At 65.2% G+C, this 26534-nt stretch carries 28 protein-coding genes; 10 read left to right on the forward strand and 18 right to left on the reverse strand.

The features are described 5' to 3' along the window. The first annotated feature begins 3 nt into the window (after positions 1-3). The 3 genes from QA649_RS32240 to QA649_RS32250 all read left to right on the forward strand — a co-directional run bounded on the left by QA649_RS32240 (position 4) and on the right by QA649_RS32250 (position 3172). On the forward strand, positions 4-1353 hold the full coding sequence (locus QA649_RS32240) for an aspartate aminotransferase family protein (RefSeq protein WP_283020742.1): 1350 nt from the start codon (positions 4-6) through the stop codon (positions 1351-1353). Between the two features lie 12 nt (positions 1354-1365). Then, complete coding sequence (locus QA649_RS32245; RefSeq protein ID WP_283020743.1) at positions 1366-2376, forward strand: amino acid ABC transporter substrate-binding protein; 1011 nt, start codon at positions 1366-1368, stop codon at positions 2374-2376. A 145-nt stretch (positions 2377-2521) separates the two neighbouring features. Beyond that, a complete protein-coding gene (locus tag QA649_RS32250) occupies positions 2522-3172 on the forward strand; it encodes an aspartate/glutamate racemase family protein (RefSeq protein ID WP_283020744.1) in 651 nt (216 codons plus the stop codon). Here QA649_RS32250 and QA649_RS32255 read toward each other — a convergent pair. Continuing rightward, positions 3169-3816 carry a TetR/AcrR family transcriptional regulator gene (locus tag QA649_RS32255; protein ID WP_283020745.1) on the reverse strand — a complete coding sequence of 216 codons (648 nt, stop codon included), beginning with the start codon at positions 3814-3816 and terminating at the stop codon, positions 3169-3171. The two genes, QA649_RS32250 and QA649_RS32255, sit on opposite strands and share 4 nt — an antisense overlap. A 155-nt stretch (positions 3817-3971) precedes the next feature. Here QA649_RS32255 and QA649_RS32260 point away from each other — a divergent pair, with 155 nt between their 5' ends. The 5 genes from QA649_RS32260 (at position 3972) to QA649_RS32280 (ending at position 8739) form a co-directional block, all read left to right on the forward strand. Further along, a complete protein-coding gene (locus QA649_RS32260) occupies positions 3972-4181 on the forward strand; it encodes a ferredoxin (protein ID WP_007607931.1) in 210 nt (69 codons plus the stop codon). A 66-nt stretch (positions 4182-4247) separates the two neighbouring features. Further along, positions 4248-5468: a cytochrome P450 gene (locus QA649_RS32265; protein ID WP_283020747.1), complete on the forward strand. Its 1221-nt coding sequence runs from the start codon at positions 4248-4250 to the stop codon at positions 5466-5468. A gap of 33 nt (positions 5469-5501) precedes the next feature. Further along, on the forward strand, positions 5502-6824 hold the full coding sequence (locus QA649_RS32270) for an MFS transporter (RefSeq protein WP_018648110.1): 1323 nt from the start codon (positions 5502-5504) through the stop codon (positions 6822-6824). Between the two features lie 3 nt (positions 6825-6827). After that, the gene (locus QA649_RS32275; protein WP_283020748.1) at positions 6828-7490 is read left to right on the forward strand and encodes a sulfite oxidase-like oxidoreductase; all 663 of its coding nucleotides are present in this window, start codon (positions 6828-6830) and stop codon (positions 7488-7490) included. 25 nt (positions 7491-7515) lie between these two features. After that, complete coding sequence (locus tag QA649_RS32280; RefSeq protein ID WP_283020749.1) at positions 7516-8739, forward strand: bifunctional alpha/beta hydrolase/OsmC family protein; 1224 nt, start codon at positions 7516-7518, stop codon at positions 8737-8739. Between the two features lie 9 nt (positions 8740-8748). On the opposite strand, the gene QA649_RS32285 is transcribed toward QA649_RS32280, so the two are convergent. Further along, positions 8749-10179 (reverse strand): PLP-dependent aminotransferase family protein, encoded by a 1431-nt coding sequence (locus QA649_RS32285; RefSeq protein ID WP_283026149.1) that lies wholly within the window; start codon positions 10177-10179, stop codon positions 8749-8751. Positions 10180-10280: 101 nt separating this feature from the next. Here QA649_RS32285 and QA649_RS32290 point away from each other — a divergent pair, with 101 nt between their 5' ends. Next, a complete protein-coding gene (locus QA649_RS32290) occupies positions 10281-11195 on the forward strand; it encodes a DMT family transporter (RefSeq protein WP_283020750.1) in 915 nt (304 codons plus the stop codon). Here QA649_RS32290 and QA649_RS32295 read toward each other — a convergent pair. The 16 genes from QA649_RS32295 to QA649_RS32370 all read right to left on the reverse strand — a co-directional run bounded on the left by QA649_RS32295 (position 11174) and on the right by QA649_RS32370 (position 25420). Then, on the reverse strand, positions 11174-12229 hold the full coding sequence (locus tag QA649_RS32295) for a YeeE/YedE family protein (RefSeq protein WP_283020751.1): 1056 nt from the start codon (positions 12227-12229) through the stop codon (positions 11174-11176). The two genes, QA649_RS32290 and QA649_RS32295, sit on opposite strands and share 22 nt — an antisense overlap. A gap of 115 nt (positions 12230-12344) precedes the next feature. Continuing rightward, on the reverse strand, positions 12345-13349 hold the full coding sequence (locus QA649_RS32300; RefSeq protein ID WP_283020752.1) for a zinc-binding alcohol dehydrogenase family protein: 1005 nt from the start codon (positions 13347-13349) through the stop codon (positions 12345-12347). A 64-nt stretch (positions 13350-13413) separates the two neighbouring features. Beyond that, a complete protein-coding gene (gene paaK, locus QA649_RS32305; RefSeq protein ID WP_283020753.1) occupies positions 13414-14745 on the reverse strand; it encodes a phenylacetate--CoA ligase PaaK in 1332 nt (443 codons plus the stop codon). Between the two features lie 40 nt (positions 14746-14785). Next, positions 14786-15235 carry a hydroxyphenylacetyl-CoA thioesterase PaaI gene (gene paaI, locus QA649_RS32310; protein WP_283020754.1) on the reverse strand — a complete coding sequence of 150 codons (450 nt, stop codon included), beginning with the start codon at positions 15233-15235 and terminating at the stop codon, positions 14786-14788. 51 nt (positions 15236-15286) lie between these two features. Then, positions 15287-16369 (reverse strand): 1,2-phenylacetyl-CoA epoxidase subunit PaaE, encoded by a 1083-nt coding sequence (gene paaE, locus QA649_RS32315; RefSeq protein WP_283020755.1) that lies wholly within the window; start codon positions 16367-16369, stop codon positions 15287-15289. Between the two features lie 136 nt (positions 16370-16505). Further along, a complete protein-coding gene (gene paaD / locus QA649_RS32320) occupies positions 16506-17009 on the reverse strand; it encodes a 1,2-phenylacetyl-CoA epoxidase subunit PaaD (RefSeq protein ID WP_283020756.1) in 504 nt (167 codons plus the stop codon). Further along, positions 17003-17779, reverse strand: a complete 777-nt coding sequence (paaC, locus tag QA649_RS32325; protein ID WP_283020757.1) for a 1,2-phenylacetyl-CoA epoxidase subunit PaaC — start codon at positions 17777-17779, stop codon at positions 17003-17005. Before paaC ends, paaD begins: the two co-directional genes overlap by 7 nt. Next, positions 17779-18066 (reverse strand): 1,2-phenylacetyl-CoA epoxidase subunit PaaB, encoded by a 288-nt coding sequence (gene paaB / locus QA649_RS32330; protein ID WP_008136594.1) that lies wholly within the window; start codon positions 18064-18066, stop codon positions 17779-17781. Before paaB ends, paaC begins: the two co-directional genes overlap by 1 nt. A gap of 10 nt (positions 18067-18076) precedes the next feature. Beyond that, a complete protein-coding gene (gene paaA, locus QA649_RS32335; protein ID WP_283020758.1) occupies positions 18077-19069 on the reverse strand; it encodes a 1,2-phenylacetyl-CoA epoxidase subunit PaaA in 993 nt (330 codons plus the stop codon). Positions 19070-19145: 76 nt separating this feature from the next. Then, positions 19146-20012: a phenylacetic acid degradation operon negative regulatory protein PaaX gene (gene paaX, locus QA649_RS32340; RefSeq protein ID WP_283020759.1), complete on the reverse strand. Its 867-nt coding sequence runs from the start codon at positions 20010-20012 to the stop codon at positions 19146-19148. Positions 20013-20242: 230 nt separating this feature from the next. Then, positions 20243-21013, reverse strand: coding sequence for an alpha/beta hydrolase (locus QA649_RS32345; RefSeq protein WP_283020760.1), 771 nt, complete (start codon positions 21011-21013; stop codon positions 20243-20245). Positions 21014-21201: 188 nt separating this feature from the next. Then, a complete protein-coding gene (locus tag QA649_RS32350) occupies positions 21202-22488 on the reverse strand; it encodes a DUF445 domain-containing protein (RefSeq protein WP_283020761.1) in 1287 nt (428 codons plus the stop codon). Positions 22489-22691: 203 nt separating this feature from the next. After that, positions 22692-23147, reverse strand: a complete 456-nt coding sequence (locus QA649_RS32355) for a phasin (protein ID WP_283020762.1) — start codon at positions 23145-23147, stop codon at positions 22692-22694. 220 nt (positions 23148-23367) lie between these two features. Further along, a complete protein-coding gene (locus QA649_RS32360; protein ID WP_026312831.1) occupies positions 23368-23961 on the reverse strand; it encodes a GNAT family N-acetyltransferase in 594 nt (197 codons plus the stop codon). After that, a complete protein-coding gene (locus QA649_RS32365; RefSeq protein WP_283020763.1) occupies positions 23958-25040 on the reverse strand; it encodes an alpha/beta fold hydrolase in 1083 nt (360 codons plus the stop codon). The genes QA649_RS32360 and QA649_RS32365 overlap by 4 nt, the downstream gene beginning before the upstream one ends. Next, positions 25037-25420, reverse strand: a complete 384-nt coding sequence (locus QA649_RS32370; protein ID WP_283020764.1) for a hypothetical protein — start codon at positions 25418-25420, stop codon at positions 25037-25039. Before QA649_RS32370 ends, QA649_RS32365 begins: the two co-directional genes overlap by 4 nt. A gap of 161 nt (positions 25421-25581) precedes the next feature. Here QA649_RS32370 and QA649_RS32375 point away from each other — a divergent pair, with 161 nt between their 5' ends. After that, on the forward strand, positions 25582-26496 hold the full coding sequence (locus QA649_RS32375) for an alpha/beta hydrolase (protein WP_283020765.1): 915 nt from the start codon (positions 25582-25584) through the stop codon (positions 26494-26496). The last annotated feature ends 38 nt before the right edge of the window (positions 26497-26534 follow it).

Raw genomic sequence — 26534 nt, forward strand, 5'->3', positions numbered from 1 at the left:
TCCATGAGCACTCGCACCAGCCGCGTGCTGCACCGTTCGTTGCGTGAGACTCCGCCGAAGGCGATCGGCGGCGAAGGCGTCTATCTATTTGCCGAAGACGGCCGCCGCATCATCGACGCCTCCGGCGGCGCGGCCGTCTCCTGCCTCGGCCACCAGCATCCGCGCGTGATCACGGCGATGGCGAAACAGGCCTCGACGCTCGCCTATGCCCACACCGCCTTCTTCTCCTCCGAGCCGGCCGAAGCGCTGGCCGAGAGGCTGGTCGGACACGAGCCCGGCGGCCTCGCCTATGCCTATTTCGTCAGCGGCGGATCGGAAGCGATCGAAGCCAGCATCAAGCTGGCGCGGCAATATTTCATCGAGCGCGGCGAGCCGCAGCGGCAGCATTTCATCGCGCGGCGGCAGAGCTATCACGGCAACACGCTCGGCGCGCTCGCCGCCGGCGGCAATGCCTGGCGCCGTGCGCCCTATGCACCGCTGCTTTCCGCAGCATTCAGCCACGTCACGCCGGCCTTTGCCTATCACGAGAAGCGCGAGGAGGAATCCGACGCACGGTTCGTGGCGCGACTGGCCGCGGAGCTCGAAGCCGAATTCCAGCGGCTTGGCCCTGACACTGTGGCGGCATTCCTGGCCGAGCCCGTCGTCGGCGCCACTGCGGGCGCGGTGACGGCCCCCGACGGTTACTTCAAGGCGGTCCGCGAGATCTGCGACCGGCACGGCGCGCTGTTGATCCTCGACGAGGTCATGAGCGGCATGGGCCGCACCGGCACCACGCATGCCTGGGAGCAGGAAGGCGTCGCCCCTGACATCCAGGCGATCGCAAAAGGTCTCGGCGGCGGCTACCAGCCGATCGGCGCGATGCTTGCGAGTGGGAAGATCATCGACGCGATCCGCGCGGGCTCGGGCGCCTTCCAGCACGGCCATACCTACCTCGCACATCCCCTCGCCTGCGCGGCCGCGCTCGCGGTGCAGGATGTGATCCGCGAGGACGGCCTGCTCGACAAGGTCAAGGAACGCGGCCGGCAGCTCGAGCAGCGTCTGACCGAGCGCTTCGGCAACCACCGCCATGTCGGCGACATCAGGGGCCGCGGGCTGTTCTGGGCGATCGAGCTCGTTGCCGATCGCCCGACGCGCGCCTCGTTCGATCCCGCGCTCAAGCTGCACCAGAAGATCAAGGCCGAGGCTTTTGCCAACGGGCTCGGCTGCTATCCCGGCGGCGGCACCGTCGACGGCGTCCGCGGCGATCATGTGCTGCTGGCGCCGCCCTATATCGCATCGGCAGATGAGATCGATCAGATCGTCGACAAGCTCGGCACGGCCGTCGACAACGTGTTGCGTAGTGTCAATCACTGAGGGGAGAGTAGTATGAGGAACGTGGTTATCGCAGCGGGCGTGCTCGCGGCATCGACGGTTGTTGCGCACGCGGCGACGCTCGACACGGTGAAGAGCCGCGGCACGCTGGTGTGCGGCGTCAGCGCCGGGTTTGCCGGCTTCTCCGCGCCGGACTCGCAAGGCAATTACAAGGGCCTCGACGTCGACTATTGCCGCGCGCTCGCCGCCGGCGTGCTCGGCGATGCCAGCAAGGTACGTTACGTCTCGCTGACGGCGCAAAACCGCTTCACCGCGCTGCAATCGGGCGAGATCGACGTGCTCTACCGCAACTCGACGCAGACCTATTTGCGCGGCGTGACGCTGGGCCTGCGCCAGGGCCCGATCAACTTCTACGACGGCCAGGGCTTTGTGGTGAAGAAGGACCTCGGCGTGAAGGAGCTGAAGGACCTCAAGGGCGCCACGGTCTGCGTCGCGCAGGGCACCACGCACGAGGTCACGCTCGGCGATTACGGCCGCGCCAACGGCATTGACTGGAAGCCGCTGGTGTTCGACCGCGTCGACACCATGTACCAGACCTTCTTCGGCGGCCGCTGCGATGCCATGACCCAGGACGCCTCCGCGCTCGCCGGCGCGGTGACCACTGCGGCACCGAATCCGGCCGACTACGTCGTGCTGCCGCAGACCATCAGCAAGGAGCCGCTCGGTCCCTTCACCCGCAACGGCGACGAGGTCTGGAGCGACATCATCACCTGGCTGCATTACGGCCTGATCGAGGCCGAGGAGCTTGGCGTCACGCAAGCCAATGTCGAGGAGATGACGAAGTCGCAGACGCCGGCGATCCAGCGCCTGCTGGGTGCTTCGGGCGATCTCGGCTCGCGACTTGGGCTCGACAACAAATGGCTGGTCACCGCGATCAAGGCCACCGGCAATTACGGCGAGATCTACGAGCGCAATGTCGGCAAGGCGAGCCCGCTCAAGCTCGATCGCGGCCTCAACGGCCTCTGGAGCAAGGGCGGCTTGATGTACGCGGTGCCGTTCAAGTAAAGGACGGCGTGTCCCGGACGCGCTGCAGCGTGCAGCGCTGCGGCGCAGCCGGGACCCAACGGCCACAATAGGCCCCGGCTCTGCAGCGCAATACTGCGCATTGCGCTGCGTCCGGGGCACGAGACCTACCAGGTAGTCACGTTCAATGACGACGCCCCCTCGCATCGCACTCATCCACGCCCTCAAGCACTCCATCGCCCCGATCGAGGCGGCATTCGCGAGGGCGTGGCCCGAGGCGCGGCTGATGAACCTGCTCGACGATAGCCTGTCTGCGGATCTCGCGCGCGACGGCCAGCTCAACGATGCCATGACCGAGCGTTTTCTCGCGCTCGGCGACTACGCGGCGGCGACGGGGGCCAACGCGATCCTGTTCACCTGCTCGGCGTTCGGTCCTTGCATCGAGGCCGTCGCACGGGCGCATGCGCCGATGTCGGTCTTGAAGCCAAACGAAGCGATGATCGAGCGCGCGGTGACGATGGGCCAGCGAATCGGCCTGCTCTCGACCTTCCCGCCAACGTTGGTCTCGATGCCGCCGGAATTCCCCGCCTCGGTCCAGGTCGTGCCGAAACTCGCCGAGGGCGCGCTGGCGGCGCTCGACCGCGGCGACCGCGCCACACATGACCGGCTGATCGCGGAGGCCTCGCGCGACTTACGCGATTGCGACGTCATCGCTCTGGCGCAGTTCAGCATCGCAGCGACGGCGCCGCTGGTCGCGGAGGCCACTGGCCGCCCCGTCGTGACCACTCCCGATAGTGCTGTCGACAAGCTGATGAAACTGCTGCAGGCGAAGGCCTAAACGCCGGCCTTTTTCCGCCGCCGCGCATCCTTGATCGCAGCCGTCAACGCGGCCTTCGTCTCGTTGACGAAATCCTCGACCAGCTCCTCGCGCGTGGCGTGCGCGGCTTCGCCGGTGAAGAGCCCCTGCTCGGCCAACATCACTACACCATGCAGCGCCGCCCAGATCTTGAGGGCCTGCCGCTCGCGCAAATAGCCGACGGCAGGCACTTCCAGGGCCTCGATGACAAGCGCAAACGTCTCGCGCGTGGCTTCATGCAGCTCGCCGCCCTTGGCGGCGCAGGACACTGTGCGGGACGCAAACATCAGGCGATAGATGCCGTTGCGGCGCAATCCGAAGTCGAGCATTGCCTGCGCCAGCAGCGACAGCTTCGACTGCTTTGACGGCTTCGCCATCGCCGCCCGAAAGGTTGCACTGAGCTGCCGGAATGCTTCTGTCGTCACCGCCGCAAGCAAGGCCTCGCGGTCGGCAAAATGCCTGTACGGCGCCGGCTGTGAGACGCCAAGCTGTTTCGCCAGCGCCTTGATGCTGATCGCTTCCGCCCCACCCTGCTCCGCCTCGCGCAACGCGGCCTTGATCAGGGCGTCGCGGAGATCGCCATGGTGGTAGGTGTTCTCGGACTTGCGAGCGAGTTGTGAACGCATGTTGCGGCGAAGCCTATAAGTTTGCGCTTGACAGGGGAAGCCCGCCGCGAATGTAATAGCATATAACTTAAAGCGAGCGGCAAATGCCGCCGATAGAATTGACATGAGGAAACGCGGGCCGCCCTTCGTGCTCGCGAACGACCGAGGAAGCCGCCATGACAGAGCGACTGAGGGTTCACGTCGATCCCGACAAATGCCAGGGCCACGCCCGCTGCAAGGCGCTGGCGCCGGAGCTGTTCGAGCTCGACGAATACGGCAACGCGCATGAAGCCGGCGATGGTACCGTCCCGCCGGGACTCGAAGACAAGGCGTGGCTTGCCAAATCCAACTGCCCGGAAATCGCAATCGATGTGATCGAGGAGTAGCGCGCGCGTCCCGTGCGCCCGCGTGCGCGTGTTTCCAGCGACCACCAGCCCGAGGATCCCCCCGACATGTCCGACGTCAGCCAGCCCGTCGCCCATCCTCCCGTCACCAACTGGGTCAACGATTTCGACCACACCGACCCGCAATGGACGGACGATCCGTTCCCGATCTGGGATGAGCTGCGCGCCGCAAGCCCGGTCGTGCACACCGAACGCTTCCTCGGCTGTTACATGCCGACGACTTACGAGGCGGTGCGCGAGATCGCCAACGACACCGAGCATTTCTCCTCGCGCCGGATCATTGTCCGCGACGTGCGGCCGGAAATTTCCAGGAACGCCGCCCCTCCGATCACGTCCGATCCGCCCGTGCACAAGCCGGCCAAGCAGTTGCTGCTGCCGCCGTTCACGCCGGATGCGATGAAGAAGCTCGAGCCGCGGGTTCGCGCGATCTGTAACGAGCTGATCGACGGCTTCGTCGCCGACGGCAAGGTTGATGCTGCCGCGCGCTACAGCAAGTACATCCCGGTTCGGGCCATCGCGCATATGCTCGGCATTCCCGAGAGCGACAGCGACCTTTTCGTCGACTGGATCCACATGATCCTCGAGCTCGGCATCAAGGACGAAAATATGTTGCTCCAGGCCGTGCACGAGATGAGCGACTATTTCAGGACGCATATCGAGGAGCGCAGATCGAGGCCGACCGACGATCTCATCTCCTATCTGATGAACGCCAAGGACAAGGAGGGCAACCCGCTCGAGGATTCGCACGTGCTGGGCTCGCTGCGCCTGCTTTTGATCGCCGGCATCGACACCACCTGGAGCGCGATCGGCTCCTCGCTGTGGCATCTCGCCCGGACACCGGCCGACCGCGAGCGATTGATCGCAGAGCCCGCCCTGATCCCGACCGCCGTGGAGGAGCTACTGCGCGCCTATTCGCCGGTGACCATGGCCCGCGAGGTGGTCAAGGAAACCACGATCTCGGGCTGCCCGGTCAAGGCGGGCAACATGGTGCTGCTGTCCTTCCCGGCCGCCAACCGCGACCCAAAGATGTTTCCCGATGCTGACAAAGTCGTGATCGACCGCCGGGAGAACCGCCACGCCGCCTTCGGCCTCGGCATCCATCGCTGCGTCGGTTCCAACCTTGCGCGCATGGAGATGCAGGTCGCAATTGAGGAATGGTTGAAGCGAATCCCGGACTTCCGGCTCGACCCGGCGGGCACCGTGACCTGGTCGCAAGGGACCGTGCGCGGCCCCCGCCAGTTGCCATTTCTGCTTGGAAAGGCCATGTAGCCTCGAGACGGCAAATGTCCTGGGAGGCCGGCGATGACAGACCAAGCAATCAAGCCGGCCTCCGAGCACTTCGACATTGCCGACGCTGAACGCCGCATCAAGGCGATCTTCATCGGCTCGATCGGCAATCTCGTCGAATGGTATGACTTCTACGCCTACACCGCGTTCGCGCTTTATTTCGCCCCCGCCTTCTTTCCCGGCAACGATCCCGTCGTCCAGCAACTGAACGTCGCCGTCGTGTTCGCGGCGACTTTCCTGATGCGCCCCCTGGGTGGCTGGTTCTTCGGCTATCTCGCCGATCATTTCGGGCGCCGGATCTCGCTGACGCTCTCCGTCGTCTTCATGTGCTTCGGCTCGCTGATCATCGCGGTGACGCCGACCTATGCCTCGATCGGTCTTGCCGCCCCGGCCATCCTGGCGGTCGCGCGCGTGATCGAGGGCTTAAGTCTTGGCGGCGAATACGGCGCCAGCGCCACCTACTTGAGTGAAGTTGCCGATCCCAGGCATCGCGGCTTCTATTCCAGCTTCCAGTACGTCACGCTGATCGGCGGCCAGCTCACCGCGATCATTGTGCTGCTGCTCCTGCAGAAGGTCTTCCTGACGCCGGAAGAGCTGAAGGCCTGGGGCTGGCGCATCCCCTTCGCGATCGGCGCGGCGCTCGCGATCTTTGCGGCAGTCATGCGGCGCGGCTTGCACGAGACCGAGGCCTTTGAGGAAGCCAAGAAGGTGGTGAAGCCGACCGGCTCGATCACCAATCTGCTGCGCTATCCGCGCGAGCTGCTTCTGGTGGTCGGCCTCACCGCCGGCGGCACCGCGGCGTTCTACACCTTCACCACCTACATGCAGACCTTCGTCAAGCTCTCGGTCGGGCTGACCGAGGATCAAACCACCTTCGTGATCTTCGGCACGCTGATCTTCGCCACCATCCTGCAACCGATCTACGGCGCCATCTCCGATAGGATCGGCCGCAAGCCGCTGCTGATCTTTTTCGGTGTCGCCGGCACCCTCGCGACCGTTCCGCTGCTGATGACTCTGAAGGAGACCAAGTCGCCCTTCATGGCCTTCATCCTGATCTGCTGCGCCTGGCTGTTCGTCGCCGGCTACACCTCGATCAACGCCGTGGTGAAGGCCGAGCTATTCCCGACCAATGTCCGCGCGCTCGGCGTCGGCCTGCCCTACGCCATCACGGTCTCGATCTTCGGCGGCACCGCGCCGGCGATCGCGCTCTACTTCAAGAGCATCGGGCATGAGGACTGGTTCTACTACTATCTCGCCGGCATCATCTGCCTGTCGCTGATCATCTATTCCACCATGCGCGATACCAAGCACGCTTCCGCAATGCACCGCCACGAGTAACCCATGGCCGACGACAACGAGCCGCCCGACAGCAAGCTGACGCGCACCAAGGAGAAATGGGCGCGCGAGGGCCGTTTCCTCACCGGCAAGGTCACGCGGCCGGAAGACCAGCGCCTGCCGCCCGGCCAGCACCTGACCAAGGACTGGCCGGTGCTCGATCTCGGGGTCATGCCGCCGGTGTCGCGCGAGCGCTGGCGGCTCGACGTCTACGGCGCGGTCGAAAATCCCGTCTTCTGGACTTATCCCGAGTTCACCGCGCAGAAGCAGGTCCAGTTCACCTCCGACATCCACTGCGTGACGACCTGGTCGCGCTACGACAACCTTTGGGAAGGCCTCGCCACGCGCGAGCTGCTCGCCGTCTGCCGTCCGCGCGAGGATGCCCGCTTCGTCGTGCTACACTCCTACGACGGCTACACCACCAACCTCGCGCTGGAGGACTTCGCCGCCGAGGATGCGCTGCTCGCCCATAGCTGGTCCGGCCAGCCGCTGACGGAGGAGCATGGCGGCCCGGTGCGGCTGGTGGTGCCGCATCTCTATTTCTGGAAGAGCGCGAAATGGCTCCAGGCCATCGAATTTGTGACCGAGGACGCGCCGGGCTTCTGGGAAGTCCGCGGCTATCATAACCGCGGCGATCCCTGGGCCGAGCAGCGCTATTCAGGCGATTAGGTTCGAACAACAACGGGGGAAGCCCATGCCTACGGAACGCTTTCAGTTCACCAGCGAAGGCGGCCATCAGCTTGCTGCCGCGCTTGAGCTGCCCGACGGCGAGCCCGCCGCCTACGCGCTGTTCGCGCACTGCTTCACTTGCGGCAAGGACACGCTGGCGGCCAAGCGCATCTCGGTCGCCCTCGCGGCCAAGGGCATCGCCGTGCTGCGTTTCGATTTCACCGGGCTCGGCTCCAGCGAGGGTGATTTCGCCAATTCGACCTTTTCCTCCAACGTCGCCGATCTCGTGCGTGCCGCCGATCACCTGCGCAGCGTCCGCAAGGCACCGTCGCTCCTGATCGGTCACAGCCTCGGTGGCGCCGCTATCCTTGCCGCTGCCGGAAAGATTCCCGAGGCAAGAGCGGTCGTCACCATCGCGGCGCCCTCCGATCCCGCCCACGTCACCGGCTTGTTCAAAGAGCACATCGACAACATTCGCACGCAGGGCGAGGTCGAAGTCTCGCTCGCCGGACGTCCGTTCCGGATCAAGCGCGAATTCCTCGACGACATCGTCGAGCACGAGCTGATGAAGGATGTCACGGGCCTGCACAAGGCGCTGCTGGTGATGCATTCGCCCGTTGACGACACCGTCGGCATCGACAACGCGACGAAGATTTTCGTTGCGGCCAAGCACCCCAAGAGCTTCGTCTCGCTCGACCACGCCGATCATCTCCTGACCAGGCCAGCCGACGCGCTCTATGCGGCTGACGTGATCGTGGCCTGGGCGAGCCGCTACATCGACACCGCAAAACCCGCAAAAGCGATGGATCTCCCCGAGGAACCGCGGAAGGTCGTGGTGCAGGAGACCCGCAAGAGCAAGTTCAACCAGCTTATCACCGTTGGCCCGCATCATCTGGTGGCGGACGAGCCGAAGGCGGCCGGCGGCGAGGATGCCGGCCCCGGCCCCTATGACTTCCTGCTTGCAGGCCTCGGGGCCTGCACCTCCATGACCATGCGCCTCTATGCCGATCGCAAGTCGCTGCCGCTCGACCGCGTCACGGTCACGCTGAAACACTCGAAGATCTACGCCAGGGATTGCGCGGAGTGCGAGACCCGTGAGGGCATGCTCGACCAGATCGAGCGCGACATCGCGATCGACGGCGCGCTCGATGCCGAGCAGCGCAAGAAGCTGATGGAGATCGCCGACAAGTGCCCGGTGCATCGCACGCTGACGTCGGAGATCCGCATCGTGACGAAGGCCGTGGAGTGAAGCGGCGCGCTAGAAGCACGACGCCATCGTCCGCACCGCCGCGCTGATCTCGTTCTCGCGCCACGCCGCAAAGCCGAGCAGCAGGCCGTGATCGCGCGGCTTGCCGAGCGCCAGGCTGGATATGGCTCGCGTGACAACGCCCGCCTCGACCAGCCGTTTGACTGCTGCCTGATCGGCACGACCGCGTTTGAGACGCGCCACGAGCTGGATGCCGCCCGAGGGCACCTCGACCGTGAGCACATCGCCGAGATGGCGCTCCAGCCCCGCGACGAGATGATCGCGGCGCGCGTGATAGAGCCGGCGCATCCGGCGCAGATGCGCGAGGAAATGCCCGTCGGCGATGAACTCGGCCAACGCCTCCTGGATGTGGCTGGACGCGATCAGCCCGATATGTCGCTGCGCGATCTCCAGCGTACTGACCAGTGCCGGCGGCACGACGAGATAGCCGAGCCGGATGTCCGATGTCATCGCCTTCGAGAAGGTGCCGACATAGAACACGCGGCCGTGTGCATCGAGGCCCTGCAACGCCGGCACCGGCCGGCTGTCGTAATGGAATTCGCCGTCGTAGTCGTCCTCCACGATCCAGGTCCTGCCGGGCCTGCTTGCCCTGAGAAACTCGGTGCGACGGGCCAGCGACATCAGGCGCCCGGTCGGATGCTGGTGCGACGGCGTCATGAAGATCAGTGTTGGCGCTGCGTGCTCCGGCATCCGCTGCATGCCCTGCTCGTCCAGCCTGATGCCGGTCACGCGCGCGCCAGACGCACGGAAGGCCGCCGCGGCACCGGGATAGCCGGGATCCTCGACCCAGACCTCATCGCCGGGCGTGATGACGACAGCCGCGATCAACATGAGCGCCGCCTGCGCGCTCGGCAGGATCAGGATCTGGCCAGCCGTGGCGCGAACGCCTCGGTTGGTCGCGAGGTAATGCGCCAGCGCCTCGCGCAGGCGCGGCCGGTTCACCGGTCCGAGCTCGCGCCTGGCTGCTCCTATGGCACTGCGGCGCAGGCAGCGTCCCCAGATGTCGTTCGGAAACTCCCTTGCATCGCCATGCCCCGGACGCAACGGCTTTAACGGCGCCAGATAAGACATCGGCCAGTCCGTCTGCCCGAGCTTTGAGGCCCAGGGCGAGAGCCGCGGCTTACCGGAGCGCGGACGCAATGCAGATGCCCCTGCTGCATCGATCCGCTCGGCGCCGTCGACGGTCACGACCGGGCGCCGCCCGTGCGACGCTGCCAAATACCCCTCCGCGGCGAGCTGCTCGAACGCGTAGGTGACGGTGTTGCGGGACACGCCGAGATCGCTCGCGAGCCGGCGGCTCGACGGCAGCGCACGGCCCCTGCCGAGGCGACCGCTCGCAATCAGGCTTCGGAGCTGCCCCGTCAGCTGCCTCGCCAATCCCTCCTCGTCGGCCCGCCTCAGGTCGATCAGGCCCGCGATCATGCCTTCGGCAACTGGCACCTTATTCTTCTCCAATCTGGCACTTTTTCTGGCGCCAGCCGGGATGCTATCCGCCGCACTGGACTGCTTCAAGGGCCACCGAGATGAATTCCCTGTCCCCTCGCGCCGCCATCGGCCTGTTCCTCATCGTCGTGCTGGCCTGGGGCGTGAACTGGTCGGTGACGAAGCAGCTCGTCCAGTTCCTTCCACCGTTGTGGACTTCAGCGATCCGGAGCTGGATCGCGTTGGCCGGATTGTTCGTGATCCTCGGACTGAGCAACAATCTGATGATTCCGGAGCGGCGCGACATTCCCGTGGTCCTGAGCGTGGCGCTGCTGCACATGACGATATTTTCGGTCCTGGTCGCGGCCGGGGTGCGCTTCCTGCCTGCGAGCAAGGCCATCGTGCTCGGCTACACCACGCCGCTCTGGGTCGCAATCGCCGCGCCCCTGCTGGGGAAGGATACGCTGACCGCGCCAAGGCTCGCCGGCGCCCTGCTCGGGCTGATCGGCCTTGCCGTGATCCTGAACCCCGCGTCCATCGACTGGACCAATGCGAACGTCGTGCTCGGCGCCGGCATGGTCATCCTGGCCGCGATCTCCTGGGCCGCCAACATCATCTATATCCGCGCGCATCGGTGGATCGCCTCGCCGCTCCAGTTGCTGATCTGGCAGGTGCTCGTGGCGACGATCGTGCTGACAGCGTCGGCGGTGGTCACGGACGGCCTGCCGCATGCGGAATGGTCGTGGAGGCTCGTGCTGCTGTTCCTGTATTCCGGTCTGATCGGGACCGCGCTGGCCTATTGGGCGATGTCGATGGTCAACAAGAGCATCTCGGCCCTGACCACGGCGCTGGGCACCACGGGAACGCCGCTCGTCGGCATCGCCAGCGCCGCGATCCTGCTCGGCGAGCCCATCGATATGAGTCTCGCTGTTGCGGCCGGACTGATCGTCACCGGCATCGGCCTTGCAACGCTGGGCGACCGGATACTGCGAAGTCAGGCCACAGCGAGCGGCTGAACCCGCAGAACGCCCCGCAGACCAGCCGCTGTGCCGAGCAGGATGCCCGCGACCGCGATGAACGACCCCAGCGCGAGGGTCGAAACGCCCGTGAGCCCCTGCCCGATCGAGCAGCCGAACGCCATCACGCCGCCGATCCCCATCAGCGCAGCACCGGCGCCTGAGCGCAGCATGTGGCGTGGCGATGAATAGCCTTCGAGCTTGAAGCGGCCGGTCGCGAGCGCCGTCACCAGACTCCCGGCGAAGACGCCGGCCACCGTCGCGATGCCAAAATTCAGCGTCAGGCCGGTCGAAAGCATGGCGTATTGCAGGGCATCCGCGATCGGCGCGATGAAGGTGAGCGAGGTCACGGGAATCGGATTGAAGTCGTCGGCGCCGAGATAGCCGGTGACCAGCCAGCCGCCGGCGACGAGGAGGCCCACGATGATGCCGGCTACGATCTGGCCGGGCGAGCGGCGGAACGCCGGATGCGCGAAAGCGAACAGGATCAGCGCAACGACAATCGTCGCAGCGGCAAGCGAGCGTGAAAGTGCTTCCGTCAGACCGAACATCGCCAGCACGGACGGCAGCGAATTCGCGTTGACCGTGGTTTGCGAGGCCTGGACCAGCGCGATACGCGCCGGTGCGATCAGGCCCTTGAGCGTCATCTGCGCAGCAATCGCCAGCACAATCACCACGACGAAGGAGCGGAGATTGCCGCGCCCCAGCAGCACCAGGGCGCGCGAGCCGCAGCCGTTCGACAGCACCATGCCGTAGCCAAACAGCAGGCCGCCAAGGAACAGCACCGGCACCGAGAAGGTCTGTTGCAAGTAGATCGACTTGCCGAGATCGACGGTGCCGCTGCCGGCGAGGAGCTGGCTCGCGGCAATCGCGACCGCAATGGCCAGCGCGTAGGTCCGCCCCAGCCGCCCATCGCCGTCCGCCAGAAAGCCGCGCATGCTGCTCATCAGGCAGAAGCCGCTGAGCAGGCCCACGGCGCCGTAGACGAGGCCAATGACGAGGCCGGCAAGGATGACGAGCTGGGTGGATTCCATCGGTTGTTCTCAGACCTCTCACCATTCTCCGTCATTGCGAGCGCAGCGAAGCAGTCCAGCCTGTCTCCGCGGATGCATTTCTGGATTGCTTCGCTGCGCTCGCAATGACGGTGTGTTACGGCTTCAGGATCACCCTGTCGCGCGAGGAGCCGGCGACGGCGACGTACGCCTCCTTGGCGCGCTCCAGCGGATAGATCGCATTCGCGTTGATCGGAAACGGCTTCAGATGGCCGCTCGCAAAGCCGGGTCCGAGATCGCGCAGCACCGCGCCCGTCGCGGCAGACGACAGGCCGAGCGTGTCAATGCCGACATAGGTGTGCTGGCCCCGGTAGAATTCCAGGATGTTGAACTGCACGATGCGGTCAATCGCGGCGATCAGGATCTGGCGGCCGCGCAAGGCGAGCGACTTGTGCGCCGCCTGGAAATAGGGATCGCCGACCGTGTTGAAGACGATGTCGGCGCCCTTGCCGCCGGTCAATTCGCGCACGCGCGTGGCAACGTCGGCGGCGGAGGCGTCGATCACCTCGATGGGCGCGTTGGCGTGGCCTTCATAAGCTTCCGCCTTGCGCACCACGCCGATGACGCGCACCCCCTGCCAGGTCGCGATCTGCACTGCGGCCTGCCCGACCTTGCCGTTGACGCCGAACACCAGGACGGTCTCGCCACTCTTCGGCACGCCGGCACGGCGAAAGCCTTCCATCGCGGTGACGAAGGGCACGCCGATGCCGGCGGCCTCTTCCCAGGACACCGTCTTGGGCTTCTCCACGACCGCGTCGGCCTCGACGACGAGATGGGTTGCGTGGGTGCCGTCGCGTCGGATGCCGAGATCACCGGACGAGCCGAACACTTCGCGCCCCGTTGTGCCGGCGGGCCCGTCGATCACCACGCCGGCGTAGTCGCGGCCGGGGGTCCGGGGGAACACGGCATAGGCCATCAGCCCGGTCGCGGCCTTGACGTCGGAGGGATTGACGGCGGCGGCCTTCACCTCGATCAGGAGATCGTTCGGACCGCGCGTGAGCGTCTGGCGCTCCACGCCAGGTGCAAGCGCCGCGGCGTTTTCAGCTTTGGCGTTGAGGCGCACACAGCGCGCTTCGACGGTTTTGGCATCGGCTGGCGACATGAAAAGACCCGCGATTTCTCGCGGGCCTTGTCGCCTTTGGGGCCGGTCGAGTCAATCCGTCAAGTCAGTCCTTGGGCCGCTTGTCATAGAGCCGCTTGGCCTTGCCGAGCGAGCGCTCCAGCGTGGCCGGCGCGACCACCTGCACCCTCGAGCTGATCCCGATCGTGTTCTTGATGTGAGCCGAGATCCGGTCGGCATGGTCGACGAGACCCCGTCCGTCCCAGCTCTCGGGCCGAGCCTCGGCAATGATGGTCAGTTCGTCCATCCGGCCTTCGCGGGTCAGTTCGAGGATGAAATGGCCGCCGCACCAGTCGGTGGCGAGCAGCACCTCCTCGATCTGGGTCGGGAACAGATTGACGCCGCGCAGGATGATCATGTCGTCCGAGCGGCCCGTGACCTTCTCCATCCGCCGCATGCCCGGCCGCGCCGTGCCCGGCAGCAGCCGCGTCAGGTCGCGGGTGCGATAGCGGATCACCGGAAAGGCCTCCTTGGTGAGCGAAGTGAAGACCAGCTCGCCCTTCTCGCCGTCCGGCAGCACCGCACCCGTCTGAGGATCGATCACTTCGGGATAGAAATGATCCTCCCAGATGTGCAGGCCGTCCTTGGTCTCGATGCACTCCTGCGCGACACCCGGCCCGATCACCTCGGACAGGCCGTAGATGTCGGTCGCATCCATGTCGAAGGCGTCCTCGATCTCGCCGCGCATCGCATTGGTCCAGGGCTCGGCGCCGAAGATGCCAACCTTGAGCGAACACTGGCGCGGATCCAGCTTCTGGCGTTTGAACTCGTCGAGAATCGCCAGCATGTAGCTCGGCGTCACCGTGATGATGTCGGGCCGGAAATCGTTGATGAGCTGCACCTGCCGCTCGGTCATGCCGCCGGAGATCGGCACCACCGTGCAGCCGAGTTTTTCGGCGCCGTAGTGCACCCCCAATCCGCCGGTGAAGAGCCCGTAGCCGTAGGCATTGTGGATGATCATGCCGGTGCGGCCGCCGGCGGCGCGGATGGAGCGCGCCATCACCTCGGACCAGGTGTCGATGTCACGTTGGGTGTAGCCCACCACGATCGGCTTACCGGTCGTGCCGGAAGAGGCATGCACCCGCACCAGCTTCTCGCGCGGCACGGCGAACATGTTGAAGGGATAGTTGTCGCGCAGGTCCGTCTTCACCGTGAACGGAAATCTTGCGAGATCGGAGAGCTCGCGAAAATCGGACGGATGCACGCCGGCCTTGTCGAACGCCTTGCGGTAATGCGCGACGTTGTCGTAGGCGTGCTTCAGCGACCAGGCCAGCCGCTGCGTCTGCAGCGCCATGAGCTCGTCGCGCGATGCGCGCTCATGCGCATCCATCTCGGCACTATAGCTGCTGGCACCTTCCTTGCGCCTCGTCAGAGCCATGCTCGTTTCCCCACATTGGTTTGTTTTTTCTTATTTGGTCTTATTGATCTTGCGCCGGCAGCCACGTGCCGGGAATGACGCGCGAATGCCCGCGGAATTCGGCGATGACGGTATCGCCCGCGGTTACGCGCACGTCGTAAATGCCCGAGCGGCCGCCGCGGGCGATCTCCCGCGCCTTCGCTACGAGGCGCTCGCCGAGCCTGCCGGGCTTGATGAAGGTGATCTGCCCCTGCGCCGCCACGACGCGCTCATTGTGCGAGTTGCAGGCAAAGGCGAACGCGGAATCGGCAAGGGTGAAGATGAAGCCGCCGTGGGCGATGCGCTGGCCATTGACCATGTCCGGCCGCACCGTCATCGCGAGCGTCGCATAACCGGGGCCGATCTCGACGATCTCCATGCCGAGACCTTTGGACGCATCGTCCTCGGCCCACATCGCCTGAGCACAGGCGCGGGCGATATCCTCAGGCGACAGGGCGGCTTTGACGTTCACGCGCTTCTCCCGGCTGTTTGCACGCAATGTTCTGCTGGTTGGCCCACACTGTCAAACATGGTCGTAATCGACGACGACGCGCTCCGTGGACGGCTTGGCCTGGCAGGTGAGAACAAAACCGGCCTTCAGCTCCCACGATTCCAGCGAATAGTTGATGTCCATCGGCGCCTCACCCTCGACCAGCTTGGCGCGGCAGGTCGAGCACATGCCGCCCTTGCAGGCGAAGGGCAGATCGACGCCGGCACGTAGCGCGGCATCGAGGATCGCCTCGTCCTCGGCGACCGGCACGTCGCGGCGCTTGCCGTCGATGATCAGCGATGCGATCGCCTTCGGCGGTGCGTCGGGCGCAACCGCTTTCTTAGGTCGCGGCTTGCCGCCAAATTCGGAGACGAAGCGCTCGACGTGGATGCGGTCGTTGGCGATGCCGAGGTCGCGGCAGGTCGCCTCGATCTCCTCGCTCATGCCAAGGGGACCGCAGATGAAAACATGATCGACGTTTGCCGCTGGCACCAGCGAGCGCAGTAGTACCCTCACCTTCTCGCCGTCGAGCCGGCCATGCAGGATCGGAATGTCCTGCTCCTCGCCCGAGATGACGTGGAAGATCGAGAGGCGATCGATGAAGCGATCCTTGAGCTCCTCGAGTGCTTCGAGGAACATGATGTTGTCGGTCGTGCGGTTGCCGTAGAACAGGAAGAAACGGCTGTCCCGCTCGCGCGCGAGGATGCCCTTCACGATCGACAGGATCGGCGTGATGCCGGAGCCCGCGGCGAAGCCGACATGAATCCGCGCGCTATCTGCCGCCGGGACCGCGCCGAAGCGTCCGGTCGGCGTCATCACGTCGAGCTCGTCGCCGCATTTGAGATCTTCGGCTACCCAGCTCGAAAACGCACCGCCGTCGACCTTCTTCACGGCGATGCGAATCTCGCCGTCATCAGGGCCGGAGCAGATTGAATAGGAACGGCGCACCTCCTCGCCGTCCAGCATCGTGCGCAGCGTCAGGTACTGGCCGGGCGCAAACGCGTAGTCGTCGGCGAGATCGCCGGGAATGGCGAACGTCATCGAGACGGCGTCGGACGCCTCGCGGCGGAGGTCGCTGACGGCCAGACGGTGGAAGCGCGGTGCGGCTGCGGACATTACAGGTGCCCTCGTTCGGTCTCTCCGTCGTCATTGCGAGCGAAGCGAAGCAATCCAGAGTCTTTCTGCGGAAGCAGTCTGGATTGCTTCGTCGCAAGAGCTCCTCGCAATGACGACGGGGTTGGCATCGTGGGCCTCAATGACATTTGAAGTAATCAAAGGGTTCGCGGCACGTCTGGCAGCGCCACAGCGCTTTGCAGGACGTCGAGCCGAATTCGGACAGCAGCTCGGTCTTGTCCGAGCCGCATTGCGGGCAAACGACGGCCTGCTCGCCGAACAGCGCGCGGCGCGAGCCCGAGGCCTGCGGCGGCGCGATGCCGTAGGCGCGCAGCTTCTCGCGCCCCTCCTCGCTCATCCAGTCCGTGGTCCAGGCCGGTGACAGCACGGTGCGGATCTTCGGATGACGAAAACCGGCGCGCTCCAGCGCGAGCTCGATTTCGAGCGCGATCATGTTCATGGCCGGGCAGCCCGAATAGGTCGGGGTAATCGCGACTTCGACATGGCCGCCGTCGAGAACGACATCACGCAGCACGCCGAGATCGGCAATGCTCAACACCGGGATTTCCGGATCGACCACGCTCGCGGCGGCATCCCAGGCGCGCCGGCGCAGCTCGCTGTCGCGGTCCAGCACCGTCACCATGTCAGCCCCGGAAACGTTCGCTGCATCGATTGCAGCTCCGACAGGAGATGGCCAAGATGCTCGCTGTGGCGACCGGAGCGGCCGCCCTGCTGCATCCACTCGTTCTGCGGGAGCGTGAGCGTCGCTTCACGGGTGACATCCGAGAGCGTCGTCAGCCAGCGGCCGCGCAAGGTGCCGGGATCGATGGCAACGCCGGCATGAATCAGGGCGCGCTCGCCGTCGTCGACGGCAAACATCTCGCCGGCGAAGGCCCAGAGATGATCGATCGCGGCCTGCGCCCGTCGATGGCTCTCGGCGGTACCGTCGCCGAGCCGGATGATCCATTCCGAGGCGTGACGCAGGTGATAGGCGCTCTCCTTCTCCGACTTGGCGGCAATTGCCGCCAGCGTCGCATCGCGCGATGTCATCATCGCGCGCCAGTAGAGGTCGGCGAAGGCGGAATAGAAGAACTGCCGCACCAGGGTCTGGGCAAAGTCGCCGTTGGGCTGCTCGACCAGGAGCAGATTGCGGTACTGCCTGACATCGCGCAGATAAGCGAGCTTGTCCTCGTCGTTGTCCCTGCCTTCGGCCTTGGCGGCATAGGTGTAGAGCTCGCGCGCCTGGCCGATGAGGTCGAGCGCGATGTTGGAGAGCGCCATGTCCTCTTCCAGCATCGGCGCGTGACCGCACCATTCCGACAACCTGTGACCGAGGATCAGCGCATCGTCGGCGCGGCGCAGCGCGTAGAGCACCAGCGGCGTTTCCGAGACCTGGATGTTGGCGACCGCCATCACATATGCCCCACTTCTTCCGGCACTTCATAGAACGTCGGATGCCGGTAGATCTTGGATTCCGCCGGCTCGAACATCATGCCCTTCTCGGCGGGATCGCTCGCGGTGATCGCGGTGGACGGCACGACCCAGATCGACAGGCCTTCGCCGCGACGGGTGTAGATGTCGCGGGCTGCCTGCAGCGCCATCGTCGCGTCGCTCGCATGCAGCGATCCCACATGTTTGTGCGCGAGCCCGTTGCGGCTGCGAATGAAGACTTCCCACAGCGGCGTGTTCGGCGTGGCCATATCGATCTCCCTACTCGGCGGCTTGCGCGGTCCGGCGCTGGGCGCGCTTGGCGGCATAGCTAGCTGCCGCCTCGCGCACCCAGGTGCCCTCCTCATGCGCCTTGCGGCGCGCGGCGATGCGGTCGCGGTTGCAGGGGCCGTTGCCGGCGAGCACCTGCTTGAACTCGGTCCAGTCGATCTCGCTGTAGCGCCAGTGGCCGTCGGCGTCCTGCATCATGCCGGGATCGGGGATGCTGAGGCCGAGATATCGCGCCTGCGGCACGGTGGCATCGACGAACTTCTGGCGCAGCTCGTCATTGGAGAAGCGCTTGATCTTCCATTTCGTCGAGGCGTCGCTGTGCTGGCTCGTCGCGTCCGGCGGGCCGAACATCATCAGCACCGGCCACCACCAGCGGTTCAGCGCATCTTGCGCCATCGCCTTCTGCTCGTCCGAGCCGCGGCACAGCGTCAGCATGATCTCGTAGCCCTGGCGCTGGTGGAACGACTCCTCCTTGCAGACGCGGATCATCGCGCGGGCATAAGGCCCGTAGGAGCAGCGGCACAGCGGGATCTGGTTCATGATCGCGGCGCCGTCGACCAGCCAGCCGATCGTGCCGATGTCGGCCCAGGTCAGCGTCGGATAGTTGAAGATTGAGGAATACTTTGCTTTCCCCGCGAGCATGGCGTCGACCAGCTCCTCGCGCGAGGAGCCGAGCGTCTCGGCCGCGGCGTAGAGATAAAGTCCGTGACCGCACTCGTCCTGCACCTTGGCAAGCAGCGCCGCCTTGCGGCGCAAGGTCGGCGCGCGCGTGATCCAGTTGCCCTCGGGCAGCATGCCGACGATTTCGGAGTGCGCGTGCTGGGAGATCTGGCGGGTGAGCGTCTTGCGGTAGGCCGCCGGCATCCAGTCGTTCGGCTCAATGCGTTCCTCCGCATCGACGCGGGCCTGGAACTGCGCAGCTTTGCCTGCGTCCTCCAGACCGCGATCATCGGTCTCGGCCGCGTTCAGCGCCTGGGTATACATGCGCATCCTCCCGTTTTATTGGGAGGCAATATATAACAAAAATTATGTCATGCAAGATATTTCTGTAACATAAAAATCAGGTGCCAAATCTCCGTTCCAACAGCTTCCACGCCGGCGGCAGCGCCCCCTTTTCATTGGTTCCATGGCCATCAAGCCATTGCTCGGACGGCGCAAGCAGCGCGCGATAGATTTCGCCGCAGAGCGCGCGGGCCGCCCTGCCCGGCCAATCCGCTGGCAGCAGGCTTTCGGGCAGCAGCGGATCGCGCAGCACGACGCGGCGATAGTAGTGGATCAGCAGGATGCGCGCGGTGAAGGCGTCGGCTTCGGACAGATCCGTGCCGCGCGCGAGAGCGGCGCGTAGCGGCTCGAACGTCTTCATGAATTTTAGATAGGCGTCCGCAGTGCGCTCAAGCGGCCAGCTCGCGCTGAGCAGGCGGCGGCCGCTGTCGTCCTCCGCAGAAACTTCGAGACGGATCGCGCCAGCAGCCTCATCCGGCACCGGCACGCCTGACGGTGCGACCCACACACCCGGCAATGGACTGCCGAAGCCGGCATTGCGCAGCGCTTCGCGCGAGGCGTCGCGGTCCTCGCCATTGCCGATCAGCAGCAGCTCGAAGCGCCCGGTCCAACCCGATGGCGGCGGATCGTAGATGTGGCGCGTGGCAGCCTCGAAGGTCTGGCGTCCCTTGTCGGCAAGACGATAAAAACTGTTGCGACCGACCTTTTCGCGTGTCAGCCAGCCGTCGGCTGCAAGGCGCGACATCGCGGTGCGAACGACACCGCTATCGATGTCCAGGCTCTCGAAAAATTCCAGCAGCGTCCCCAGCCACACGGAGCCGCCGCGCGGCACGATGGCATCGCCGAACACGGTGATGACGATGGAGCCGGTGCGCGACGGTTCGCGCTTGAGCTGGTCGATGATGCGGGAGAGCAGATGCGCCATGCGCGAGGCATAGCGCGTTTAGTGCAGGTGCGACAATGGACGGGAGCGACGCTCTTGCTCTCCCTCTCCCCGTCCTTACGGGGAGAGGGCTGGGGTGAGGGGCTGCATCGGCAGACTCATTGGTAGATGGGCTCGCGGAGACTCCCCCTCACCCGCCAAGCTTCGGACGATGCTCCGCATCGCTCGGCGCGTGTCGGCCTCTCCCCGCAGGCGGGGAGAGGCGAAGAAGATCACCTGTGTGGATCGGGATAGGCCAGGCTGCGCCAGCCGCTGCGGTCGAAGGGGCGCCACTGGCCTTCCTTCTGCGCAAGGCGATCGGCGACTGCGTAGACCGCGGCGGGATGATGGCCCATGCCGCAATGGCTGCTCTCGATCTCGATGCTCTCGGTCTGCGCGCCCGACTTCTCCATGCAGCCCTGCCAGGCGCAGACGCCGTCGGTGCGGCTGAAGATGGCGGTGGTTGGCACCGGCGGCGGGACGGCAAGCTCGCCGCCGAAGCGTGGATCGACCTCATCGGCCTTGCGGCCGCTCGCCCATTCATAAACCCGCCAGGCATTGGTCGAACGGTGATCGCCCGCGAACGGGCTGCCGAGCGTGATGACCTGGCGCACACGCTCGGGCATCATCTTGGCGAGCTGGCGCGCGTAGAGGCCGCCGAGGCTCCAGCCGACCAGGCTGATCTTGCGGCCGTGGGTGTCGCTAAGCTCCTGAACCAGATCCACCATCGCGTGCTGCACGCCCGGGCGCAGGCCGTAATTGCGGCCCTGGCGCCAGCCGCTCACCGCATAACCCTTGCTGGTCAGGAACGAGCGCAGCGCGCGTGTGGAGGCGTCGGACGCCACGAGGCCCGGCAGCACCAGCACCGGATGCCCGTCGCCGCGCGGCGCGAGGCTCAGCAGCGGCAGTGCGCCGAGGAACGCGCCGAACTCGTGGATCGCGCGCCCTTCCAGAAACATCAAAGTACGGGACGGCGGACGCAGCGTCTGGGCAGTAGCGGTCATCAAGATTTCCCCTGAGAAGGCGCCGGCTGCGATGCCGGCAAATGGGCATGAATTCCAATACGCCGGCTTCGCGAACGTTCCGCAGCGCAACATGAATCAGCTAGGCGGCCGGTTCCCGACATTCAAGCGGGAGAGACGCGGGACGACAATAGGCCCGCGCGTTAATGCTAACGGTCGTGACGCAAAAGTCACAACCAGCGGAGCAGGGATTCTACGGAGTAGAGCGCGAGCCCGGCGAGCCCGCCGATCAACGACCCGTTGAAGCGGATGTATTGCAGGTCGCGCCCGATGTTGATTTCGATCAGCGAAATCAGCTGCGTCATATTCCACGCCTTGACCTGGTCGGAGATGAAGGTGGAGACGCCGCTCTTCTGATCGGCGACGAAGCTGCGCAGCACGGTCACCAGGCCCTTGTTGATCTCGCCCCGCAGTTCGGCATCGCCGGCGAGCGCCTCGCCCGCCGAGACGAACATGCCGGCGAGATGATGCTGCAGCACCTGCGTCTCGCCGCTCGCGCTGCGCTCGATGAAGGCGCGCGTGTTGGCCCAGACGGTGCGGGCGAGATCGGCAAGCTCCGGCCGCGCCAGCAGGTCGCGTTTCAAGCCGTCGATGCGGTCGATATAAGCCTGATCGGTGCCGAGCCGGTCGACGAAGTTCAGCACCATGCGGTCGAACTCGCCGCGGAACGGATGCTTGGGATCGCTGCGCACCTCGTTGAAGAAAGCGGTGGCGGAGGCGACGATCTTGTTCACCAGAAACTTGTCGGCGCGATAGAGATTGAGCAGGGTCGGCAACTCCGCGCGCACCTTCTCGCGGATCATCGCCATCGTCTCTTTCTGGTTCAGCGTCTCGTGCATCACGCGCAGGAGATCGTCGAACAGGATCTGGTGCCGCCCCTCCGCAACGAAGCCGCGCAGCGTGCCGGCCGCGAGCGGGGCGAGGTCGATCGCCTGGAGCTGCGAGGACATGCGGCGGATGATGAAGGTCATCAGGCCGGAGCTTTCCGTCGCGGACACCGCCTCCGGCAACAGACGCAGCGCGAAGCGCGCAAGGTCATCGCTGCGCTTGCGGTCGCGCAGCCAGTCAGCAACGAACGAGCCGAAATCGATCTCATTCAGCTTGGCCTCGACGGGACCGGCCTCGAGGAAATGCACCTGGATGAACTCGCCGAGCTTGTCGGCGATGCGGGCCTGGTTGCTCTGGATGATCGCGGTGTGCGGGATCGGCAGGCCGAGCGGACGCTTGAACAGCGCGACCACCGCATACCAGTCGGCGAGCCCGCCGATGGTCGCGGCTTCCGCGAAGGCTGCAATGAAGCCGAACACGGGATGCACGGGCAGCAGCCATTTCGCGACGATGAAGAGCAGAAACGTCGAGGCCAGCACCAGCGTCGCCAGCGCTTTCACGCGGCGCAGCTCGGCCGCACGTTCGGCATCGCCGGGGGTGTCGAATGAGAAGGTGGCGGGTGCGTTCATGACTGGATCACAGTACTCGTCATTGCGAGCGAAGCGAAGCAAACCAGTCTGCCTCCGTGGAAAGACTCTGGATTGCTTCGTCGCCAGCGCAAGATTGCTCCGCAATTTTGTCGCGGGCTCCTCGCAATGACGGCGGCGCAAAACAAAAAACAAAAGGCCCGCCGAAGCGGGCCTCAAATTCAGTTTCTACTCAGGGCACCAGATCAGGCGGTCTTGTTGTAGACCTTGGCGAAGTTGTCCTGAGCGGACTTCGCACCGTTGGCGGCGAGCTTGCCGAGATAGTCGGCGGTCGCCTTGGCGCGCGAGACGAACACTTCGCCACGGGTGCGGAGCAGGCTCGACTGGATCTCGACGGCTTCGCTGACCGACTTGGCGGACGCGAGCTTGTCGATGCCCGAGAAGAACGCCTCGGCGTCCTCGTAGATCGCCTGCTGGATGTTGCGGCTGATCTTGCCGGCCTCAGCGACGGACTCGGTCACCGCGTTCTCGACGGCGGCGGTCACGCGCTCGGAGCCAGCGAAAGCCTCGGCAGCACGGTCCTTGGCGGTGTTGGCAGTCTTCTTGACGAATTCGCGGGCGGCCTCGGGAACTTCCAGGTTCTGGATGTTCTTGAAAGCGTCCTTGAAGCCCTCGAAAGCGGTGTTGGTTTCAGTGGTCATGGGGTTCTCTCCATCCTCATTGGTCTGAGCTATGGGCTCACCCCGTCCGCATTGGCCCGGGGCACGGCTTATATGACACGGTTAATTGTGCGATGCAATATTCGTATTGCACTGCGATATCACGAAACCGTGAACAGCCTTAACGAGAGGCAGCCTGATGCCTCCCTGGCCAATTGGCCCCGCGATCGGCCCGATTTGGACCTAATGCTGGGCGGCCGCCTCAGTGCTGGACCGCGCCTGGCAGCCCATAGGCCTCCATCTGGGCCTGGACCTGCGCGATGTTGTGGCCGAGCACGACGATGTCGTGGGTCTTGCCGTCGACGTCCCGGACATGATCCCGCAGCAGCGCTTCGGCCTTGAAGCCGAGACTCTCGAACAGGGCAATCGCCGCCTGCTGGTCCACGGTCATCTGAACCGAGAGCTTTTCCAGGCCAGCCCCGAGCGCGAGGGCAAAGGTCTCCTGCGACAGCGCCTTGCCCACCCCCTGGCCGCGGACCTCGGGCGAGATCACCATCCGGATCTCGCCGACATGGGGCGACCAGGAGTGAGGATCGCGCACCAGCGTGCCGCAGCCGACGACCTTGCCGTCCCTGACCGCGAGCAGGCTCGTGATCGCACCCCGCTCGATCTCCTTGACCCAGGCCGACAGCACCTTGGGCTCGCTGATGTTGCGCGGCAGGAACAACAGGTCGTGGGTCGGGAGGCCCTTGCCGAACGCCAGCACGGCGGCCTCGTCGGCCGGCGACATCAGGCGGATCTCGATATCGCCGGCGTCGGTCTTGACGTGGCGCGGATAGGAACGCTGCTCGCTCATGTCGATCTCTTCCCCAGCCAGGAATCCAGTTTCGGCCACAGCCGCTTCACCGCGTTGGCGCCGGCGACCAGCGAGACGTGACCGCCCTTCAGCATCACCTCTTCCTTGTCCGCCGAGCCGATCTTCGCGATCAGGTGCTTGGCGGCGTCATAGGGCACGATGTGGTCGTGCTCGGCGACCGCATGCAGGATCGGCACCTTGATGTCTTCGAGCTTCGCCACCCGGCCGCCGACCGACATGGTGTCGTTGAACAGCTTGTTGTCCCACATCAGGTCCTTGGTGATGGTGCGGAAATATTCGCCCGCCAGCGGCAGCGTGTCGGTCGCCCAGCGGTCGAACATCCGGTACGACTTCACGAACTCGTCGTTCCAGATGTTTTCCCAGAGCTGGATCTGGCTCACCGTGCGCGAGGCCGGCCGCAGCATCTCGAACGAGGACAGGATCATCTCCGGCGGCACGTTGCCGACGCTGTCGACGAGGTGGTCGACGTCGAAATAGCGGCGGTCGGAGAAATTCGAGAACAGCTTCATCTCGCGGAAATCGATCGGCGTGGTGAAGCAGATCAGGTTCTTCATCGGCCCGTCCTTGTGGATCGAGCCGTAGAGCAGCGACAGCACGCCGCCGAAGCAATAGCCGATGACGGAGACGTCCTTCTCGCCCGAATCCTGCTGCACGCGGCGGACGCAATCCGGGATGAAGTCGAGGACATAGTCCTCCATCCGCAGGCTCTTCTCCTCCGGCCGCGGCGCGCTCCAGTCGAGCATGTAGACATCGTAGCCGCGCTTCAGCAGGAACTCGATGAAGCTCTGGCCGGGCACGAGGTCGAGGATGTAGCCGCGGTTGGTGGTCGCCATCACGATCAGCACCGGCACACGGTAGATCTCGTCCGACATCGGACGATAGTGGTAGAGGCTCATGGTGCCGCGCGAATGCAGCACGTCCTTCGGCGTCGAGCCGAGCGAAGGGCCCGAGGTCGAGAAATATTCGACGCCCTTGATGCTGCGCTGGATCGCGCGCTGCACTTCGGACTGGATGCGCTCCGGGATGGACGCGAAATCAAGTGCCGCCGGCGCGTTCATGTCTGTCCTCCGTTTTCGGAGGGCGGGCGCTTCGTCCGCGGCGGCCGCGGCGCAGCATCGAAGCTTTGCGAGATTCCGGAACTAGCCGCGATTTGGCTCAGTATCGACTTCATCTCGCCGATCTGGCCTTCAATGGATTGCAGCCGTTCCGCGAGCGCCGTCACCTGCTCCCGGCTCGGCAGATTCATCGTGACGAGATATTTCTCCATGAGCTCGCCGAGCTGCTTCTGAGCACCTGCAGCAACGCCGCCCGCTCGGTTCAGCGCTTGAGAAAACTCTGGCGACGACATGGCCTGGTTGGCGAAGGAATTGAACCCCTTCTCCATCTCACCCATCATCTTCTGCCACATGGCGACCGGGTCATTGGTCTTGTCGGTCATCGGCGTCCTCCTGGTATCGAGAGCTGCGATGCCCTTCTTTTTCGCCATACCACACCGTTGCGCGGGGCCGGTCAACCGGCAAGCGGCGGACGCGTCGTCGCGCATGCACTTCTTTGCGGCGGCAAACCGTGCGATACAGCAGCGATCAGCAGGAGGGACCCGTGACCGCCCATCAGCCGCCCCAGACCGTCCGCGCCAACGGCATCGACGTCTGTTACGAGATCTTCGGGAACGACAACGCCGAGCCGCTGCTGCTCATCATGGGTCTGGGCGCGCAGATGATCCATTGGGACGATGCGTTCTGCGAGCAGCTCGCCACGCACGGCTTCCGCGTGATCCGCTTCGACAATCGCGACATCGGCAAGTCGAGCCATCTCACCGGCGGCAAGCGGCTGACGCCGCTCGAGCTGCTGAAGCTGCGCTTCCTGCGGATTCCCGTGGCCGCGACCTACAAGCTGATCGACATGGCCAAGGACACGGTCGGCCTGATGGATGCGCTCGGAATCAAATCGGCGCATCTGGTCGGGGCATCCATGGGCGGCATGATCGCGCAGGAGGTGACGCTGTCGTTTCCGCAGCGCGTGCGCTCGCTGACCTCGATCATGTCGACCACGGGCAATCCGCGCATACCGCCGCCGACACGTGAGGCCGCGGCGATGCTGATGGCACCGCCGCCACGCAGCAAGGAGGAGTTCATGGTCCGCTTTGGCCAGACCTGGAAAGTGCTGCGCGCCGGGTCGTTTCCGGAAGAGGAAGCGCTCGATCCTGACCGTGCCGAGCGCGTGTTCGCGCGCGGGCTCAATCCGGCCGGCGTCGGCCGCCAGCTCCGCGCCGTGCTTGCCTCCGGCAGCCGCAAGGAGCGGCTGCACGCCGTGACGGCGCCGACGCTCGTCATTCACGGCACCGTCGATCCGCTGGTCCATCCCGAAGGCGGCAAGGACACGGCGGCGTCAATTCCGAACGCAAAGCTGTTGATGATCCCGGGCATGGGCCACGCGCTGCCGATGCGCTTCTGGCCGGAGATCATCGGCGCCATCGACAAGCACGCGCATGGCTCAGCAGTGCGGGCGGCGTAGACTCGCGGGCGGTCTCTCCGCGGTGACCATGTGAGCTG

The organism is Bradyrhizobium sp. CB1717 (assembly GCF_029714325.1).
Lineage (GTDB): Bacteria > Pseudomonadota > Alphaproteobacteria > Rhizobiales > Xanthobacteraceae > Bradyrhizobium.